The sequence below is a fragment of the Hydrogenophaga flava NBRC 102514 genome, from assembly GCF_001571145.1.
In the GTDB taxonomy this organism is placed as follows: domain Bacteria; phylum Pseudomonadota; class Gammaproteobacteria; order Burkholderiales; family Burkholderiaceae_C; genus Hydrogenophaga; species Hydrogenophaga flava.
Genome location: NZ_BCTF01000002.1, coordinates 297,346 through 312,558, shown reverse-complemented (window position 1 = coordinate 312,558; position 15,213 = coordinate 297,346). Strand labels below are relative to the sequence as shown.

16 protein-coding genes are annotated in these 15,213 nt (G+C 69.0%); 8 read left to right on the top strand and 8 right to left on the bottom strand.

Going from position 1 to position 15,213, the window contains the following annotated elements:
• The first annotated feature begins 169 nt into the window (after positions 1–169).
• Positions 170–1,006 carry a DUF3047 domain-containing protein gene (locus HFL01S_RS03245; RefSeq protein WP_066254568.1) on the top strand — a complete coding sequence of 279 codons (837 nt, stop codon included), beginning with the start codon at positions 170–172 and terminating at the stop codon, positions 1,004–1,006.
• Positions 1,007–1,012: 6 nt separating this feature from the next.
• On the opposite strand, the gene HFL01S_RS03240 is transcribed toward HFL01S_RS03245, so the two are convergent.
• From HFL01S_RS03240 to HFL01S_RS03230, 3 genes are read right to left on the bottom strand one after another with little or no spacing between them, the layout of a single operon-like run.
• Positions 1,013–1,702: a DUF4286 family protein gene (locus tag HFL01S_RS03240; protein ID WP_066254566.1), complete on the bottom strand. Its 690-nt coding sequence runs from the start codon at positions 1,700–1,702 to the stop codon at positions 1,013–1,015.
• 13 nt (positions 1,703–1,715) lie between these two features.
• A complete protein-coding gene (dctP, locus tag HFL01S_RS03235; RefSeq protein WP_066254563.1) occupies positions 1,716–2,705 on the bottom strand; it encodes a TRAP transporter substrate-binding protein DctP in 990 nt (329 codons plus the stop codon).
• A gap of 37 nt (positions 2,706–2,742) precedes the next feature.
• Positions 2,743–3,198 carry a type II 3-dehydroquinate dehydratase gene (locus HFL01S_RS03230; protein WP_066254560.1) on the bottom strand — a complete coding sequence of 152 codons (456 nt, stop codon included), beginning with the start codon at positions 3,196–3,198 and terminating at the stop codon, positions 2,743–2,745.
• Positions 3,199–3,291: 93 nt separating this feature from the next.
• Here HFL01S_RS03230 and HFL01S_RS03225 point away from each other — a divergent pair, with 93 nt between their 5' ends.
• A complete protein-coding gene (locus tag HFL01S_RS03225) occupies positions 3,292–4,083 on the top strand; it encodes an IclR family transcriptional regulator (protein WP_066254557.1) in 792 nt (263 codons plus the stop codon).
• Positions 4,084–4,095: 12 nt separating this feature from the next.
• Here HFL01S_RS03225 and HFL01S_RS03220 read toward each other — a convergent pair whose 3' ends face one another.
• Positions 4,096–5,046, bottom strand: a complete 951-nt coding sequence (locus HFL01S_RS03220; protein ID WP_066254555.1) for a LysR family transcriptional regulator — start codon at positions 5,044–5,046, stop codon at positions 4,096–4,098.
• A gap of 114 nt (positions 5,047–5,160) precedes the next feature.
• On the opposite strand from HFL01S_RS03220, the gene HFL01S_RS03215 reads away from it, so the two are divergent.
• Together HFL01S_RS03215 and HFL01S_RS03210 are read left to right on the top strand one after the other, a co-directional pair.
• Positions 5,161–5,760, top strand: coding sequence for an FMN-dependent NADH-azoreductase (locus HFL01S_RS03215; protein WP_066254552.1), 600 nt, complete (start codon positions 5,161–5,163; stop codon positions 5,758–5,760).
• A 67-nt stretch (positions 5,761–5,827) separates the two neighbouring features.
• Complete coding sequence (locus HFL01S_RS03210) at positions 5,828–6,712, top strand: pirin family protein (protein WP_066254549.1); 885 nt, start codon at positions 5,828–5,830, stop codon at positions 6,710–6,712.
• Between the two features lie 7 nt (positions 6,713–6,719).
• Here the strand turns inward: HFL01S_RS03210 and HFL01S_RS03205 are convergent, their stop codons facing one another.
• Genes HFL01S_RS03205 through HFL01S_RS03190 form a run of 4 tightly spaced genes read right to left on the bottom strand, consistent with a single transcriptional unit; the run spans position 6,720 to position 10,953 of the window.
• Positions 6,720–8,150, bottom strand: a complete 1,431-nt coding sequence (locus HFL01S_RS03205) for a phospholipase D-like domain-containing protein (protein ID WP_066254546.1) — start codon at positions 8,148–8,150, stop codon at positions 6,720–6,722.
• On the bottom strand, positions 8,150–8,863 hold the full coding sequence (locus HFL01S_RS03200; RefSeq protein WP_066254543.1) for a YebC/PmpR family DNA-binding transcriptional regulator: 714 nt from the start codon (positions 8,861–8,863) through the stop codon (positions 8,150–8,152). The genes HFL01S_RS03205 and HFL01S_RS03200 overlap by 1 nt, the downstream gene beginning before the upstream one ends.
• Before the next feature lie 57 nt (positions 8,864–8,920).
• A complete protein-coding gene (locus HFL01S_RS03195; protein WP_066254542.1) occupies positions 8,921–9,955 on the bottom strand; it encodes a YeiH family protein in 1,035 nt (344 codons plus the stop codon).
• 17 nt (positions 9,956–9,972) lie between these two features.
• Positions 9,973–10,953 (bottom strand): Bug family tripartite tricarboxylate transporter substrate binding protein, encoded by a 981-nt coding sequence (locus tag HFL01S_RS03190; RefSeq protein WP_066254540.1) that lies wholly within the window; start codon positions 10,951–10,953, stop codon positions 9,973–9,975.
• Positions 10,954–11,092: 139 nt separating this feature from the next.
• On the opposite strand from HFL01S_RS03190, the gene HFL01S_RS03185 reads away from it, so the two are divergent.
• From HFL01S_RS03185 to HFL01S_RS03170, 4 genes are all read left to right on the top strand, one after another.
• Entirely contained in the window at positions 11,093–12,133 is a 1,041-nt protein-coding gene (locus HFL01S_RS03185) for an AraC family transcriptional regulator (RefSeq protein ID WP_066254539.1), read from the top strand.
• Positions 12,134–12,252: 119 nt separating this feature from the next.
• Positions 12,253–13,233, top strand: coding sequence for a quinone oxidoreductase family protein (locus tag HFL01S_RS03180; RefSeq protein WP_066254536.1), 981 nt, complete (start codon positions 12,253–12,255; stop codon positions 13,231–13,233).
• A 20-nt stretch (positions 13,234–13,253) separates the two neighbouring features.
• Positions 13,254–14,102, top strand: coding sequence for a TauD/TfdA dioxygenase family protein (locus tag HFL01S_RS03175; protein WP_066254532.1), 849 nt, complete (start codon positions 13,254–13,256; stop codon positions 14,100–14,102).
• A 35-nt stretch (positions 14,103–14,137) separates the two neighbouring features.
• Positions 14,138–15,196, top strand: coding sequence for a beta-keto acid cleavage family enzyme (locus tag HFL01S_RS03170; protein ID WP_066254529.1), 1,059 nt, complete (start codon positions 14,138–14,140; stop codon positions 15,194–15,196).
• Positions 15,197–15,213 lie beyond the last annotated feature (17 nt).

Here is a 15,213-nt window from a genome sequence, read left to right as displayed (position 1 = left end):
CCTGGCGTGGACAGGCATTCACAGGGACCCGGTTGGCTAGGTGTTGGTCGAGGCACCCGCGAACGTTCAAGCTCGACACCTTTTCCATGCACAACTCGTAACCCATTCCCCCCGTGCCGCGGCGTCACAATATGGCCCGGCTTTTTCGCCGCTGCCTCACGCGTCTTCCATGTCTTCTGCTTTCTCCTCCCGCTCGCCCCGCCTCTGGGCGTCCCTGCTGGCCCTGCTGCTGAGCGCCTGCGCCACCGCCCCTTCGCCCTCTGCCGACGGCGCCGACGACCCCACCGCGGAAGACGACACCCGCCAGAAGCAGCGGCCCGTCGTCCTCGACGGCACGGCCTGGCAGGCGAGCAACCAGATCGACGGCGCCGCCCCGGCCACGCCCTGGGAGCACCAGGTCTTCGTGAGCCGCCGCCCCACGCGCTACCAGGCCACCGAGCACGCCGGGCGGCCGGCGCTGCGGGCAGAGGCCATGGGGTCCAACAGCACGCTGAACCTGCTGCTCAAGCCGGCGCCCGGCGTGCAGGCCAAGCGGCTGCACTTCTCGCTCTTCGTGCCGGCGCTGAACCCGGCGTTCAACCTGGGCGAAAAGGGCGAGGACGATTCGGTGGCGCGGCTGATCCTGAGCTTCGACGGCGACCGCCACAACGGCAGCTGGAAGGCGCGCGACCACATCGTCTCGGAGCTGTCGGGCCTGATCGCCGGCAAGCCCCTGCCCTACGCGTCGATCATGTATGTGTGGGACAACCGCTACCCGGCCGGCACGGTGATCCCCAACCCCTACACCGGGCGCATCCGTCAGATCGTGGTGGAGTCGGGGCCGGCGCGGCTGAACCAGTGGGTGGACTTCGACCGCGACGTGGAGGCCGATTTCCGGCTCGCGTTCGGCGAGGCGCCGGGGCCGATGATCGGCCTGGGCCTGATGACCGATTCGAACAACTCGGGCGCCGCCGTCACGGCCTGGTACGGGCCGCTGCAGCTGACGATGTCGGCACCGATGAACTGAGCCTGCTCAGCTGGCGCCGTCCAGCCCGGCCAGCCGCCGGTCGAGCTGGTAGCAGGCGCTGAAAAGTTGCCGGTCGCTCACCCCCGCGTTCGCCAGCTCGCCGTTCAGCAAGGTCTCCAGCGCCGCCTGCGCGGCCGCGGTGTGCAGCGCCTCCACCACCAGCACGCCGTCGAACACGCCCTCTGCGCTGCGGCGCATGGACTTTTCTTTGGTCTGCACGCCGGTGCCGGCGGCGTCCACCTGCATCAGCCAGACCTGGGCCACGGCGTCCAGCCCGGCCACCTTCTGCACCAGCGCCTGTTGGGCTGCGGCGTCCTGCAGGCCCGCGGCTTCGAGGTCCAGCCGCAGCGGGGCCACCACCGACCCGCAGCCCAGTCCCGAGCGCGCCACCACCGGCCCGCCGCCGCGCGCGAAGTTCTGCAGGATGGGCATGGTGCGCTGCGACCAGGGCGTGGGCGCGTTCAGCCGCGCCAGGTACGACGGGCCGGCCAGCACGCCGGTGTCCTGCAGCTCGTAGGTGATGAAGAAGCGGCGCTTGCCGCCGGCCTCGGCGCGGAACACGCGGCCCGAGAGGAAGCCGTCCACACCCACACGCTCCAGCACGTGTTCGCGTGTGAGCCAATGCAGGTAGTCGGTTTCCTGGCCGGGTTCGATGTCGCTCCAGATGGCGAGCTGGGCCTGTCCTCGGCGGGTCATACGGGAACTCCTTTCAGCTCAGCGCGTTGATCTTTTCCAGCATGCCGGGTGGCCAGTCCTTGGCCTGTTCGGACGAGAGGTAGACCTTCTGGGCGTACTCGCGGAAGGCGTTGACGTTGGGCGCGTAGACCTCCAGCCCGGCCTTGCGGAACTCCTCGGCCAGCTCGGCTTCGCGCTTGAGGTGCTCGGCGTTGCTCCACGCGATCGCCTTGTCGGCCGCGGCCTGGAAGGCCTGCTGCTTCGCCGGCGACATGGCCTGCCAGACCTTGAGGTTGATGGTCAGCAGGTCGTAGCCCACCAGGTGCGAGGTCAGCACGATCTGCTGCATCACCTCGTAGAACTTCATGTTCTGCACATTGGGCAGCGGGTTGTCCTGGCCGTCGATGGCGCCGGTCTGCAGGCCGGTGTAGGTCTCGGCGTAGGCCATGGGTGTGGGGTTGGCGCCCAGCGACTTGCCCAGCAGTTGCCAGGCGTCGCCCGGCGGCATGCGCAGCTTGACGCCCACCAGGTCGGCCGGCGTGCTGATCTTCTTCTTGCCCTTGAGACCGACGTGGCGCGTGCCAAAGAAGGTGGGGCCAAGGATCTTCACCTTCACCTGGTCTTCCACCATCTTCTTCATCTGGGTGCCCAGGTCGCTGGCGAAGAACCTGGTGAGGTGGTTGGCGTCGCGGAACAGGTAGGCCGAGGTCAGCAGCGACCACGCCGGCACCTGCTTGGAAAAGTCCTGCGGGCCGATGTTGCCCATATCCAGGTTGTCGCGCTGCAGCGCCACCAGCTCGGTGCCCTGTTTGTAGAGCGTGGAGTTCAGGAAGGTCTCAATCTTGTAATCGGCCGCCACCGCGGTAGCGAGCTGTTTCATCATCTCGGCACGGATGTCGCGGTCCGAGAACACGGCGGCAAAGCGCAGGGTCTGCGGTGTCTGCGACCAGGCGGGCAGCACGGAAGCGGCGGCGAGCGAGGCGCCGATGCGCAGGGCATCGCGGCGGCGGGTCTGGAAGGTCATGGCGGTCTCCTGGGGTTGTGGTTGAAAGGCAAGCGGATCAAGGGTGGGCGCGCAGGCGATCAGCGACCGCGCGGATGGCCAGCTCGTAGCCGAAGGGGCCGAAGCCGCAGATAACGCCGGTGGCGGCCAATGACACCAGCGAGGTCTGGTAGATCGGGTCGCGCCGGTGGATGTTGGTGATGTGCACCTCGGCCAGCGGGCAGTCCAGCGTCTTGAGCGCGTCCAGCAGCGGGATCGAGCGGAACGACAGGCCGGCCGGGTTGATGACCACGGCCGCGGCTTTCTCACGCGCCTCCTGCACCCAGTCCACCAGCACACCCTCGTGGTTGGTCTGGCGGAATTCGCAGGCCAGGCCGAGCCCGTCGGCCACGCGGCGGCAGCGCGCCTCCACCCCGGCCAGGGTCTCACTGCCATACAGGTGCGGCTCGCGCAGGCCGAGCAGGTTCAGGTTGGGGCCGTTGAGCACATGGACGGTCAGGGGTTCGGTCGGCATTCGGCGGTCTCCGGTTGTGCGACCATTGTTCGGACGCGAGAAGAAAGTGTTTCTTTTCTGGAAACTGTTTTCTTAATACAAAAAGGAAACCGCATGAGCATGGCCCTGGACCGCGGCCTGTCGCTGCTGGAGCAGCTCGCTGCCCACCCCGAAGGTCTGCCGCTGGCGCATCTGGCCAGCGAGCTGGACATGCCGCTGAGCGCCTGCCACCGGCTGCTGTCGGCGCTGCAGCAGCGGGGCTATGTGCGGCAGCAGCGCAAGCAGGGCGACTACATGCTGACCACCAAGCTGGTGTCGCTGGGCCTGGGCTACCTCAGCAGTTCGGGCGTCGTGGACATCGCCGAACCCCTGCTCGAACGGCTGGCCCAGCACACCGGCGAGCTGGTGCGCCTGTCGGTGGTGGACGGCGACCGGCTGGTCTGGGTGGCCAAGGCGCAAGGGGTGCGCAAGGGCCTGCGCTACGACCCCGACATGGGCATGGCGGCGCGGCTGTCCTGCACCGCCTCGGGCCACGCCTGGCTGCTGACCATGAGCGACGAGCAGGCCCTGACGCTGGTGATGCAACAGGGCCTGGGCGAGCCCGCCGAATACGGCCCCAGGGCACCGACCACCGTCAAGGCGCTGCTGGGGTTTCTGCACGCGGCACGGGTGCGCGGCTACGCGGTGATCGACGAGGTGTTCGCGCCCGGCATGAGCGCGATGGCGGTGCCGGTGCTGCGGCGCGGCGAGGCCATCGGCGTGATAAGCGTGGCCGGGCCGCGCCAGCGCCTGACCACCGAGCGCATGCACGAGTTCGCGCCCGAACTGCTGGCCGCGGCGGCCGAGCTGGGGCCGATCTTCATCACCAACAGCCTGATGGGCCGCCCGCCGCTGGGCAAGGGCTGAGGCCCCGCAGGCTCAGGGTCCGGTGCCGGCCGCGTCGCAGCGCGCAAGCGCCGCCTTGAGCATGTCGACGAAGGCACGGGTCTTGGGTGGCACCAGCTTGCGACCCGGGTAGACCGCCCAGGCTGGGGCCTCGGGCAGGCACCAGTCGGGCAGCACGCGGCGCAGGCCGCCCCGCGAGACCTCAGGCAGCGCGAAGTGTTCCGGCAGGGCCGCGATGCCGGCGCCGGCGCGCGCCATGCGCATCAGCAGTTCGGGCGAATTGGCGCTCACCTGCCCGGCCGGCACCGCGGACCAGCGCTCGTCGCCCCGGCGCAGCGGCCAGACCGCGGGCTCGCCGTTGCCGCGCATCAGCCGCAGCGCGGTGTGGCCGGCCAGATCGTCGGGGTGCTGCGGCTCGCCGCGCGCGCGCAGGTAGTCGGGCGCGGCGTAGAGGCCATTGGCAAACACCGCCAGCCGCGTCGCCACCAGCAGGTTGTCGTCGGGCAGGTCGCCCATGCGCAGCACCACGTCGAAACCCTCGCCCAGCAGGTCGACCCGGCGCGGCGAGAGGTCCATGTCGAGCGTGATCGCCGGGTGCAGCGCGGTGAAGGCCGCCAGGCTGTCGGCCAGCATGATGTTGGCGAAGTCGCTGGGCATGGACACGCGCAGCCGGCCGCTGGGCGCGGCGCGGCGCTGCTCGCGCAGGCTGTGCACCGCTTCCAGCTCGGCCACCACCTGCCGCGCGTGTTCCAGCAACTGCAGGCCGAACTCGGTGAGCGACTGGCGCCGCGTGGTGCGCAGCAGCAGGCGCTCGCCCATCAGCCGTTCCAGCGAGGCCACGCGGCGCGACACCGTGGATTTGGGCAGGCCCAGGCGCACCGCGGCCTGGCTGAAGCTGCCCAGCTCGGCCACGCGGGCAAAGATGAGCAGGTCGGTCGGTTCGATGGCGTCGGGGCCACATTCGCGCAGTGATTGTTCCACCATGGAAACAATCTTATCCATTTCGATGGCTTTTCAGGGGAATTGGCAAGCCATAAAGTTTAGTCCATCGATCAACTACTGGTCGTTTCCGAATCCCCCAACTCCCAGGAGCCCGCCATGAAGATTCTGCAGATCAATGCCAGCCCCCGCCGCGAAGCCGGCAACTCCACCAAGCTCGCCAACAGCGTGAGCGAGCGCCTGGTGGCCGCCCACCCGGGCAGCACCGTCACCCTGCGCGACCTGGGCGCCACGCCCGTGACCGTGCTGGACGAGGCCGCCCTGGGCGCCCTGTTCACCCCCGCCGAGCAGCGCAGCGCCGAGCAGGCCGCCGTGGTGGCCGAGTACGACGCGCTGATCGCCGAGCTGCAGGCGCACGACGCCATCGTGCTGGGCGTGCCGATGTACAACTTCGGCGTCCCGGTGCAGCTCAAGGCCTGGATCGATGCTGTCGCCCGCGCCGGCGTGACCTTCCGCTACACCGAGAAGGGCCCCGAAGGCCTGGTCAAGGGCAAGACCGTCTACCTGGCGCTGGCCCGCGGCGGCCTCTACCGCGACCAGCCTCACGACAGCCAGACGCCCTACCTGAAGACGGTGCTGGGCTTCCTGGGCCTGACCGATGTGCGCCTGATCTACGCCGAAGGCCTGGCCATGGGCCCCGAGGCCGTGGCCAAGGGCTTCGCCCAGGCCGAAGCCGACCTGGCCGCCGCCATCGGCTGAGCGCACGCGTTCACAGCGGCTGCGCGGGGTGGCCGCTTTTGACACCCCGCACCTTCAGGAGACCACCATGACCGCCACCCTCACCCCCCGCCTGCAGCAGCCCCGCCGCGTCGAGCGGCTGGTGGCCGGCATACCCACCTCCGACGGTGCGGGCGTCAAGCTCACCCGCGTGCTGACGCAGAACCTGCAGCGCCGGCTGGACCCGTTCCTGATGCTCGACGCCTTCGGCAGCGACCAGGCCGACGACTACATCGCCGGCTTCCCCGACCACCCACACCGCGGCTTCGAGACCGTGACCCACATGATCGCGGGCCGCATGCTGCACCGCGACAGTGCCGGCAACGAAGGCCTGCTGGAGAACGGCGGCGTGCAGTGGATGACGGCCGGCCACGGCGTGATCCACTCCGAGATTCCGCAGCAGGAAGAAGGCCTGATGGAAGGCTTCCAGCTCTGGCTGAACCTGCCCGCGCGCGACAAGCTGTGCCCGCCCTGGTACCGCGATTTTTCAAACGCCGAGCTGCCGCAGTTCACCACGCCCGAAGGCGTGGCGGTGACGGTGATCGCCGGTGAAAGCCACGGCGTGACCGGCGCGGTGATCCGCGAGGGCACGCAGCCGCTGTACCTGGACCTGCACCTGGGCGCCTGCTCGCACTTCGAGCAGGCGCTGCCGGGCACGCACAACGCCTTCGTCTACGTCTACCGCGGCGAGGTGAGCGTGAACGGCACATCGGTGCCGGTGCAGCGCATGGCGCTGCTGGCCAACGACCCGGCAAGCGACGGTGTGCGCATCGAGGCCAGCGCCGACGCCAGGGTGCTGCTGATCGCCGGCCAGCCGCTGAACGAACCCATCGCCCAGTACGGCCCGTTCGTGATGAACACCACCGACGAGATCTACCAGGCGCTGGCAGATTTCCGCGACGGCCGCCTGGGCGAGCAGCGCGCCACGGCCTGAGCGGCGGCTACAGCAGGAAGTCCAGGAAACTGGCGAAGGGCCGGACCATGCGCATCTGGAAGATGGTGTCCGTGTCCGCGCCCTCGATCAGCGCGTCGTAGCCGCGCGCGCCCGGCGCGCCGGTGATGGCGCGCGACTGCGACAGCCGCGCCTTCAGGCTCGCCGTCATCGCCGCGGCCAGCTCGGGGTTGTTGCGGCAGATCACGATCAGCTCCGAGTTGAGGTTGGCCGAGCGCGGGTCCATGTTGTAGGTGCCCACCACCACGGTGCGGTCGTCGAACACAGCGCGCTTGGCGTGCACACCCCAGCGCTCGGACGCGGGCGGGCGGGCGTTCTGCTTGAGCGGCCGCCCGTCGTAGCCCCAGACCTCCAGGTTCGCCAGCGCGAAGCGGTCCAGCGAATCGGCCAGGCTGGCCACAGCGTAGAACGCGTCGGTGGAATGCAGGGTGTTGGTGAGGAACTGCAGCTGCACGCCGCGCTGCAGAACGCCCTGCATCAGCGCCACGCCGTCGTCGCGCAGCACCAGGTAGGGGCTCTCGACCACGATGTGCTGCTTCGCCTCCTGCACCAGCGAGGCAATCGCCGTGTAGACCTTGCGCCGCTCCACACCCGAGCCGGGGTAGTCGGTGACGAAGTGCGTGTCGCGGCAGGTGCTGAACCGCGGCGCCGCCGTGTGCTGGCGCAGCTCGGCGCTGATGCGCTCTTCGGCCACCGTGCGGTTGCCCAGCAGGTTGATGCGGGGCGCATCGCTTTCGTCCACCGCGATGTCCTTCGGGTGGCTCACCCAGTCCGAAGCCCAGTACAACTCGAAGCTGTCGACGATGGCGGCCGCGATCGGCCCCTGGATCAGCAGGTCGCTGTCGAGGAAGTTGTAGTGGGATGACAGGTCGAAGTAGTCGTTGCCGATGTTGCGACCGCCGATGATGGCCTTCTGCCGATCCACCACCAGCAGCTTGCGGTGGGTGCGGTGCTGCATGGCGAAGAAGCGCGCAATGCCCGAGGTGTTGTAGTAGCGCACCTGCACGCCCACCTGTTCCAGCGTGCGCGCCACCTGCGGCGCCAGCTTGAACACCGGCATCGCAAAGTCCACCAGGATGCGCACCTTCACGCCTTGCGCCGCCTTGCGCGCCAGCGCCTGGCTGATCAGGCGGCTGGACTCGTCCAGCTCGTAGATGAAGAACTCCAGTTCGATGGACTGCTTCGCCTCTTCGATCAGCTTCAGGCGCGCGGCCAGCGAGTCGAAACCCACGTCCAGCAGGGCCACCGCGTGCGGCTCGCGCGAGCGCACGTCGATGGCGGCGTGCTGCGGCGCCTGGCCCAGCCACTGGCGCTCGCTCGCCTCCTGGATGCCCAGGAAGGCGATGGCGAACACCACCGGCACACCGATCAACAGGACCAGCAGCGCGATGCCGGTCCACCGGACGAGCCGCCAGACCATCAGCCGCCCAGCCCGGCGAAGAGGTTCTGCACGTCGTCGTGTTCGTCGAGCGCCGCCAGGAAGGCCTCCACCTCCTCCAGCGCCTCGGCGCTCAGGCTGGCCGGGTCCACCGGGTTCTTGGGCTTGTAGCCCAGCTTGGCCGACAACACAGTGAAGCCCTGGGCCGGCAGCGCGCGGCTGACCAGATCAAGGTCGGTCGGATCGGTGAGGAAGACGCACACGCCCTCGTCGTCCGCGGGTTCGAAGTCCTGCGCGCCGGCCTCGATGGCGGCTAGCTCGGCGTCGGCGTCCTTGTTCGCCGCTTCGGCTTCGATGATGCCGACGTGGTCGAAGTCCCAGGACACCGAGCCGCTGGTGCCCAGCTGGCCCTTGCGGAACAGCACGCGCATCTCGGGTGCGGTGCGGTTCACGTTGTCGGTCAGGCACTCCACCATCACCGGCACGCGGTGCGGCGCAAAGCCTTCGTACATCACGTGTTCGTAGTGCACCGCCTCACCCGTGAGGCCGGCGCCCTTCTTGATGGCGCGCTCCAGCGTGTCCTTGGGCATGGAGACCTTGCGCGCCTGCTCCACCACCAGCCGCAGCCGCGCGTTGGCCGCAGGGTCGGGGCCGTTGCGGGCCGCAATGATGATGTCCTTGACCAGCTTGCCGAACAGCTTGCCTTTCGCGTTCGCCGCGATGTCCTTGTGTTTGGCTTTCCATTGCGCGCCCATGGGGTTCCCCTTCCGTGTGAACCCGGAAGTGTAGTGGGCCGGGTGCGCGGCACCGGGCTACGACAGCTGCAGCAGCCCCCAGAACAGCGCGGCCAGGAAGGCGGTCTCCAGCACCATCAGCGCCACCGGCTTCCAGCCCACGGTGACGATCTCGCGCAGCTGGGTCTTCATGCCGATGGCCGCCATCGAGGCCACCAGCAGGAACTGCGAGCCGCCCTGCCCCGCCTGCACCAGCGCCGCCGGCAGCCAGCCGCTGCTGTTGACCAGCACCAGCACCGCGAAGGCCACGGCAAACCAGGGCAGCAGCGGCGGGCGCGGGCCGGCCGGCGCATCGCCGCCCTGCACGCGCTCGTAGCGCCGCGCCAGCACCGCCGCCAGCGCGATCACCGGCAACAGCATGGCCACCCGCATCAGCTTGACCAGCGTCGCCGCGTCGCCCGCGTCGTGCGAGAGGCTGTAGCCCGCGCCCACCACCTGGGCCACGTCGTGGATGGTGCCGCCGATGAAGAAGCCGGCCATCACCGGCGGCATGTCCAGCGCGTGGGTGAGCATGGGGTAGAGCACCATGGCCAGGGTCGAGAGCGTGCTCACGCCGATCACGGTGAACAGCGTGGCGCGCTCCTTGAGCGGGTGCGCGGGCATGGCCGCCGACAGGGCCAGCGCCGCCGAGGCGCCGCAGATGGCGACCGCGCCGCCGGTGAGCAGGCCGAAGAACAGGCGGAAACCCATCAGCCGCGCCAGCACCATGCCCACTGCAATCGTCGCGGCCACCGACACCAGCACCATCAGCACCGGCGACCAGCCCAGCGCCGCCACCTGTGCCACCGTGATGCGCAGCCCCAGCAGGGCCACGCCCAGGCGCAGCAGGGTGCGCGCGGTGAACTGGATGCCGGGGCCGGCCTTGCCTTCGGCCGAGAGGAAGTTCAGCGCCATGCCCAGCAGCAGCGCGAACAGCATCACCGGCGCGCCGTAGTGGGCGCCCAGGGCCATGGCGGCCACCGCCACCACCGCGCTGAGGGTGATGCCCGGGCCGAGCTCGGCCACCTGGGCGCGCAGCCGGGGCCAGCGCGCAGGCGCGAGGAATGTGCTCATCGTCGGCACCGGCGGGCTCACTGGTTGAGCTTGATGTCGAAGGCCTTGACGATGGCCGCGTTGCGCTCGAAGTCGGCGCGCAGCGACTGGGCCATCTGCTCGGCGGTCTCGTCGCCACCGGCGTCGAAGCCCGCGCCCAGCAGGCGGTCGCGCACCTTGGGCGAGGCCGCCGTCTTGTCCACCGCGGCGTTGATCTTCTGCACCAGGGCGGGTGGCACGCTGCTGGCCACGATGATGCCGACCCAGTTGCTGAAGTCCACATCGGGGTAGCCCTGCTCGGCCATGGTCGGCACATTCGGCAGGTGGGGCGAACGCTTCTTCGCAGCAACGCCGAAGGCCTGGATCTTGCCGGCCTCGACCATCTTCTTGGACGTGGCCATGCCGTCGAACATCAGTTGCACCTGCCCGCCCATGAGCTGGGCCAGCGCCGGCGGCGAACCGGCAAAGGGCACGTGCTGCATGTCCAGCCCGGCCTTCTGGTTGAGGATCATGCCGGCGTAGTGCGAACTGGTGCCCGCGCTGTAGGACGCGAAGCTGACCTTGCCGGGATTGGCCTTGACCCAGGCCACCACACCCTTGACGTCCTTGGCCGGCACATTGGGCGCGCCGACCAGGACCATGGTGGCGCGCGCGATGGCGGTCACCGGCTTGACGTCCTTGAGCGGGTCGAAGGCCGTCTTCATGACGTGCGGGATCTCGGTGAGGATGTTGCTCGCCGTCATCATGATGGTGTGGCCGTCGGGCGGCGCGGCCAGCATGGCCTGCACCGCGATGGCGCCGCCGGCGCCGGGCTTGTTCTCCACCACCACCGGCTGGCCGATGTCGGCCGCGAGCTGGTCGGCCACGATGCGGGCCACCACATCCATGGTGCCGCCGGCCGGCGCGGGCACCAGCATGCGCACGGGTTTGTCGGTCCAGGCCATGGCGGCCGGCAGGGTGAGCGCGAGGGTGGCGGCGCAGACGGCGCGGCGCAGCGGCGAGAAGGGGAAAGCATGCATGGGGTTGTCTCCAGTGTGGCGCAGGCCATCGGGCGGGCCTGTCGCGGCCCGGGGGTCCGGACCGTGGGGCAAATACTAGGTGCGCTCCCTCGACTGTGCTTGTCCAATTGGGACAGCGACTTTCGAAATTGGGACATTCATGGATTACCCCTACGTGCCCGTGGTGCGCAGCGCCAGCCTCGCCGGCTACGTCGATCTGGCCCAGTCGCTCGGTCTGGACGCACGCGCCATGCTGCGCAAGGCGGGCCTGTCGTCGCGCGCGCTCGACGACCCCGAAACGCCGCTGAGCACGGCGGCGGTGCGCGCGCTGCTGGAAGAGAGCGCGCAGGCCAGCGGGGCGGACGACTTCGGCCTGCGCATGGCGGCGCGGCGGCACCTCTCCAACCTGGGGCCGATCAGCCTGGTGCTCAAGGAAGAACCCACCGCGCGCGCCGCGCTGGACACGCTGTGCCGTTACCTGCGCCTGCTCAACGCCTCGCTGCTGACCCGGGTGGAAGACCACGGGCCCATGGTGATCATCCGGGAGGAGATCCTGGTCGAGCAGTCGGCCAGCACGCGGCAGTCGATGGAGCTGGCGGTGGGCGTGATGTACCGCATCGTGCGCGAGCTGCTGGGCGGGCCGTGGAAGCCGGTGCGCGTCTGCTTCAAGCACCGACCGCCGAAGGACACGAAGGCACACAAGGCCTTCTTCGGCACAGCGGTGGACTTCAACAGCGAGTTCAACGGCATCGTCTGCACCGCCGCCGACCTGCAGACCCCGCTGCCCGGCAACAACCCGGAGATGGCGCGCTTTGCCCGCCAGTACCTGGACCGCGCGCTCTCGGGCCGCCACCAGAGCACCAAGGCCACGGTGCAGCAGCTGGTGGCCGCGCTGCTGCCCGGCGGGCGCTGCACCTCGCAGCAGGTGGCGCAGCACCTGGGGGTGGACCGGCGCACCCTGCACCGCCACCTGGCGCGCGAGGGCGAGAGCTTCGCCACGCTGCTGCAGGCGGTGCGTTCTGAACTCGTTCTGCGCCAGGTGCAGGACAGCGACCTGCCGCTGTCCGAGGTGGCGCAGCTGCTGGGCTTTGCCGCGCCGGCCGCGTTCTCGCACTGGTTCCGCCACACCTTCGGCTGCAGCGTCACGGCCTGGCGGACCCAGGAAAAAGCGAAAGCAGCGGTGCGTCAGGGTCAACCCTGACTGTCCCACATTCGAAAGTCAGTGTCCCAGTTTGACAAGCACCGAATGGTGGTGACTCCTACGATGCGTTCCATGGCCCGGACACCCGGCCCCCCGAACGCAACCAGGAGACAACCCCCATGGCCACTGCCATCCGCATGCACCGCACCGGCGGCCCCGAGGTGCTGGAGATCGAACAGGTCGAGGTGGGCGACCCAGGCCCGGGCCAGGTCCGACTGCGCCAGGCGGCCGTCGGCCTGAACTACGCCGACACCTATTTCCGCAACGGCACCTACCCCATGCCCCTGCCCGCCGGCATGGGCGTGGAGGCGGCGGGTGTTGTGGAAGCGGTCGGTGAAGGCGTCACGAACGTGGCGGTAGGCGACCGCGTCACCTACACCGGCTTTCTCAACACCCTGGGCGCCTACGCCACCGAGCGCCTCATCGCCGCGGCGCCGCTCATCAAGCTGCCCGATGGCATTGGCTTCGAGACCGCCGCTGCCATGACCATGCGCGGCCTGACCTCGGCCTACCTGATGCGCCGCATCCACCCCTTCAAGGCCGGCGACACGCTGCTGCTGCACGCGGCCGCCGGCGGCGTGGGCCTGATCGTGGCGCAGTGGGCGAAGCTGCTGGGCATCACCGTCATCGGCACCGTGTCCACCGACGCCAAGGCCGAGGTGGCCAGGGCCCACGGCTGCACCCACACCATCAACTACAGCCACGAGGACGTGGCCATGCGGGTGAAGGAACTCACCGGCGGGCGCGGCGTGGACGTGGTGTTCGACAGCGTGGGCAAGACCACCTTCATGGCCTCGCTCGATTCGCTCAAGCGCCGCGGCCTGATGGTCTGCGTCGGCACGGCCAGCGGCCCCATCGAAGGCTTCAACCCCAACCTGCTGGCGATGAAGGGTTCGCTCTACCTGACCCGCCCCGCGTTGGCCGACTACATCGCCGACCCGGCCGAGAAAGCCGAGCTCGCCGCCGAGGTGTTCGGCCACGTGGCCGCCGGCCGAATCCGCATCGACATCCACCAGCGCTACGCACTCGAAGACGCGCAGCAGGCGCACCGCGACCTGGAGTCGCGCCAGACCACCGGTTCGTCGGTGTTCGTGATCTGAGCCGATCAGGAGACAAGACCATGAAGATTGAGCAACTGACCTGCGCCATCGGCGCACAAATCAGCGGTGTGAGCCTGGCCGACGCGGCGCGCGACGACGCGCTGTACGAGGAGATGAAGGCCGCGCTGCTCAAGCACAAGGTGCTGTTCCTGCGCGACCAGGACCTCTCGCGCGCCGACCACGTGGCCTTCGCGCGCCGCTTCGGCGAGCTGGAAGACCACCCGGTGGCCGGCAGCGACCCGGAGCACCCGGGCCTGGTGCGCATCTACAAGACGCCGGACGCGCCCAACGACCGCTACGAAAACTCCTGGCACAGCGACGGCACCTGGCGCGAGGCGCCCGCCATGGGCTGCGTGCTGCGCTGCGTGGAGTGCCCGCCGGTGGGCGGCGACACCATGTGGGCCAACATGGCGCTGGCCTATGAGCGCCTGCCTGAGCAGGTCAAGCAGCAGATCGCCGGCCTGCGCGCGCGCCACAGCATCGAGTGCACCTTCGGCGCCGCCATGCCCGTCGAAAAACGGCTGGCGCTGAAGGCGCAGTTCCCCGACGCCGAGCACCCGGTCGTTCGCACCCACCCCGAGACCGGCGAGAAGGTGCTGTTCGTCAACGGCTTCACCACCCACTTCACCAACTACCACACGCCCGAGAACGTGCGCTATGGGCAGGACTTCACCCAGGGCAGCTCGGCCCTGCTGCAGTACCTGATCAGCCAGGCCGCCATTCCCGAATACCAGGTGCGCTGGCGCTGGCAACCCAACAGCGTGGCCATCTGGGACAACCGGTCCACCCAGCACTATGCGGTGATGGACTACCCGCCCTGCCACCGAAAGATGGAGCGCGCCGGCATCGTCGGCACGCCCACCTTCTGACCCCCTACTCCCATTCAACGCCCCCGGAGACAACCATGAACTTCCTCGACGGCCACCTCTTCCCCGAGAACCAGCAACCCCTGGTGATCACCGCTGCCCCCTACGGTCCCGAGTGGATTCCTTCGGACTTCCCCGAGGACATCGCCGTGACCATGGAAGAGCAGGTGCAGAAAGCAGTGGACTGCTACAACGCCGGCGCCACCGTGCTGCACCTGCACGTGCGCGAACTGGACGGCAAGGGCAGCAAGCGCCTGTCCAAGTTCAACGAGCTGATCGCCGGTGTGCGCGCGGCCGTGCCCGAGATGGTGATCCAGGTCGGCGGCTCGATCTCGTTCGCGCCGGTCGGCGAAGGCGAGGTCGCCAAGTGGCTGTCCGACGACACGCGCCACATGCTGGCCGAGCTGACCCCCAAGCCCGACCAGGTGACCGTCACCGTCAACACCACGCAGATGAACGTGACCGAGCACATGGAAGAGGCCGACATCGCCGGCACCTCCATGGCCACGCCCGAGGGTCGCCGCGCCTACACCGAGATGGTGGTGCCCTCCACGCCCAGCTTCGTCGAGGAGCATGTGCGCCGCCTAAGCGCCGCCGGCATCCAGAGCGCCTTCCAGTTCTACAACCTCAACAGCTTCGAGACCGTGGAGCGCCTGATCCGCCGCGGCGTCTACAAGGGCCCGCTGGTGTGCAACTGGGTCGCCATCAGCGGCGGCATGGACGCACCCAACATCTACAACCTGGCCAACTTCCTGCGCGCCATCCCCGACGGCACCATGCTCACGGTGGAAAGCAGCATGCGCAACACCCTGCCGATCAACATGATGGGACTGGCCATGGGCCTGCACGTGCGCTGCGGCATCGAAGACAACCTCTGGAACCAGAGCCGCACCGAGAAGATGACCACCGTGCAGCAGATTAAGCAGCTGGTGCGCATGGCCAAAGAGTTCGGCCGCCCCATCGCCACCGGCCAGCAGGCGCGCGAGATCCTGAAGATCGGCGTGTTCTACGACACCGTGGAAGAGACCCTGGCCGCCAACGGCTTCTCGCCCAACGCGCCGGGCCGCCAGCAGGGGTTCCTGCGCAAGGTGGCCTGAAAAAAAGGGGGGCCATC

Bases quoted from the DNA above. Each gene is read 5' to 3' on its own strand.
- HFL01S_RS03200 (WP_066254543.1), bottom strand. From the start codon at position 8,863: ATGGGCGCGCAATGGAAAGCCAAACACAAGGACATCGCGGCGAACGCG.
- HFL01S_RS03175 (WP_066254532.1), top strand. From the start codon at position 13,254: ATGAAGATTGAGCAACTGACCTGCGCCATCGGCGCACAAATCAGCGGT.
- dctP (WP_066254563.1), bottom strand. From the start codon at position 2,705: ATGACCTTCCAGACCCGCCGCCGCGATGCCCTGCGCATCGGCGCCTCG.
- HFL01S_RS03185 (WP_066254539.1), top strand. From the start codon at position 11,093: ATGGATTACCCCTACGTGCCCGTGGTGCGCAGCGCCAGCCTCGCCGGC.
- HFL01S_RS03205 (WP_066254546.1), bottom strand. From the start codon at position 8,150: ATGGTCTGGCGGCTCGTCCGGTGGACCGGCATCGCGCTGCTGGTCCTG.
- HFL01S_RS03190 (WP_066254540.1), bottom strand. From the start codon at position 10,953: ATGCATGCTTTCCCCTTCTCGCCGCTGCGCCGCGCCGTCTGCGCCGCC.
- HFL01S_RS03225 (WP_066254557.1), top strand. From the start codon at position 3,292: ATGAGCATGGCCCTGGACCGCGGCCTGTCGCTGCTGGAGCAGCTCGCT.
- HFL01S_RS03180 (WP_066254536.1), top strand. From the start codon at position 12,253: ATGGCCACTGCCATCCGCATGCACCGCACCGGCGGCCCCGAGGTGCTG.
- HFL01S_RS03215 (WP_066254552.1), top strand. From the start codon at position 5,161: ATGAAGATTCTGCAGATCAATGCCAGCCCCCGCCGCGAAGCCGGCAAC.
- HFL01S_RS03195 (WP_066254542.1), bottom strand. From the start codon at position 9,955: ATGAGCACATTCCTCGCGCCTGCGCGCTGGCCCCGGCTGCGCGCCCAG.
- HFL01S_RS03230 (WP_066254560.1), bottom strand. From the start codon at position 3,198: ATGCCGACCGAACCCCTGACCGTCCATGTGCTCAACGGCCCCAACCTG.
- HFL01S_RS03245 (WP_066254568.1), top strand. From the start codon at position 170: ATGTCTTCTGCTTTCTCCTCCCGCTCGCCCCGCCTCTGGGCGTCCCTG.
- HFL01S_RS03240 (WP_066254566.1), bottom strand. From the start codon at position 1,702: ATGACCCGCCGAGGACAGGCCCAGCTCGCCATCTGGAGCGACATCGAA.
- HFL01S_RS03210 (WP_066254549.1), top strand. From the start codon at position 5,828: ATGACCGCCACCCTCACCCCCCGCCTGCAGCAGCCCCGCCGCGTCGAG.
- HFL01S_RS03170 (WP_066254529.1), top strand. From the start codon at position 14,138: ATGAACTTCCTCGACGGCCACCTCTTCCCCGAGAACCAGCAACCCCTG.
- HFL01S_RS03220 (WP_066254555.1), bottom strand. From the start codon at position 5,046: ATGGTGGAACAATCACTGCGCGAATGTGGCCCCGACGCCATCGAACCG.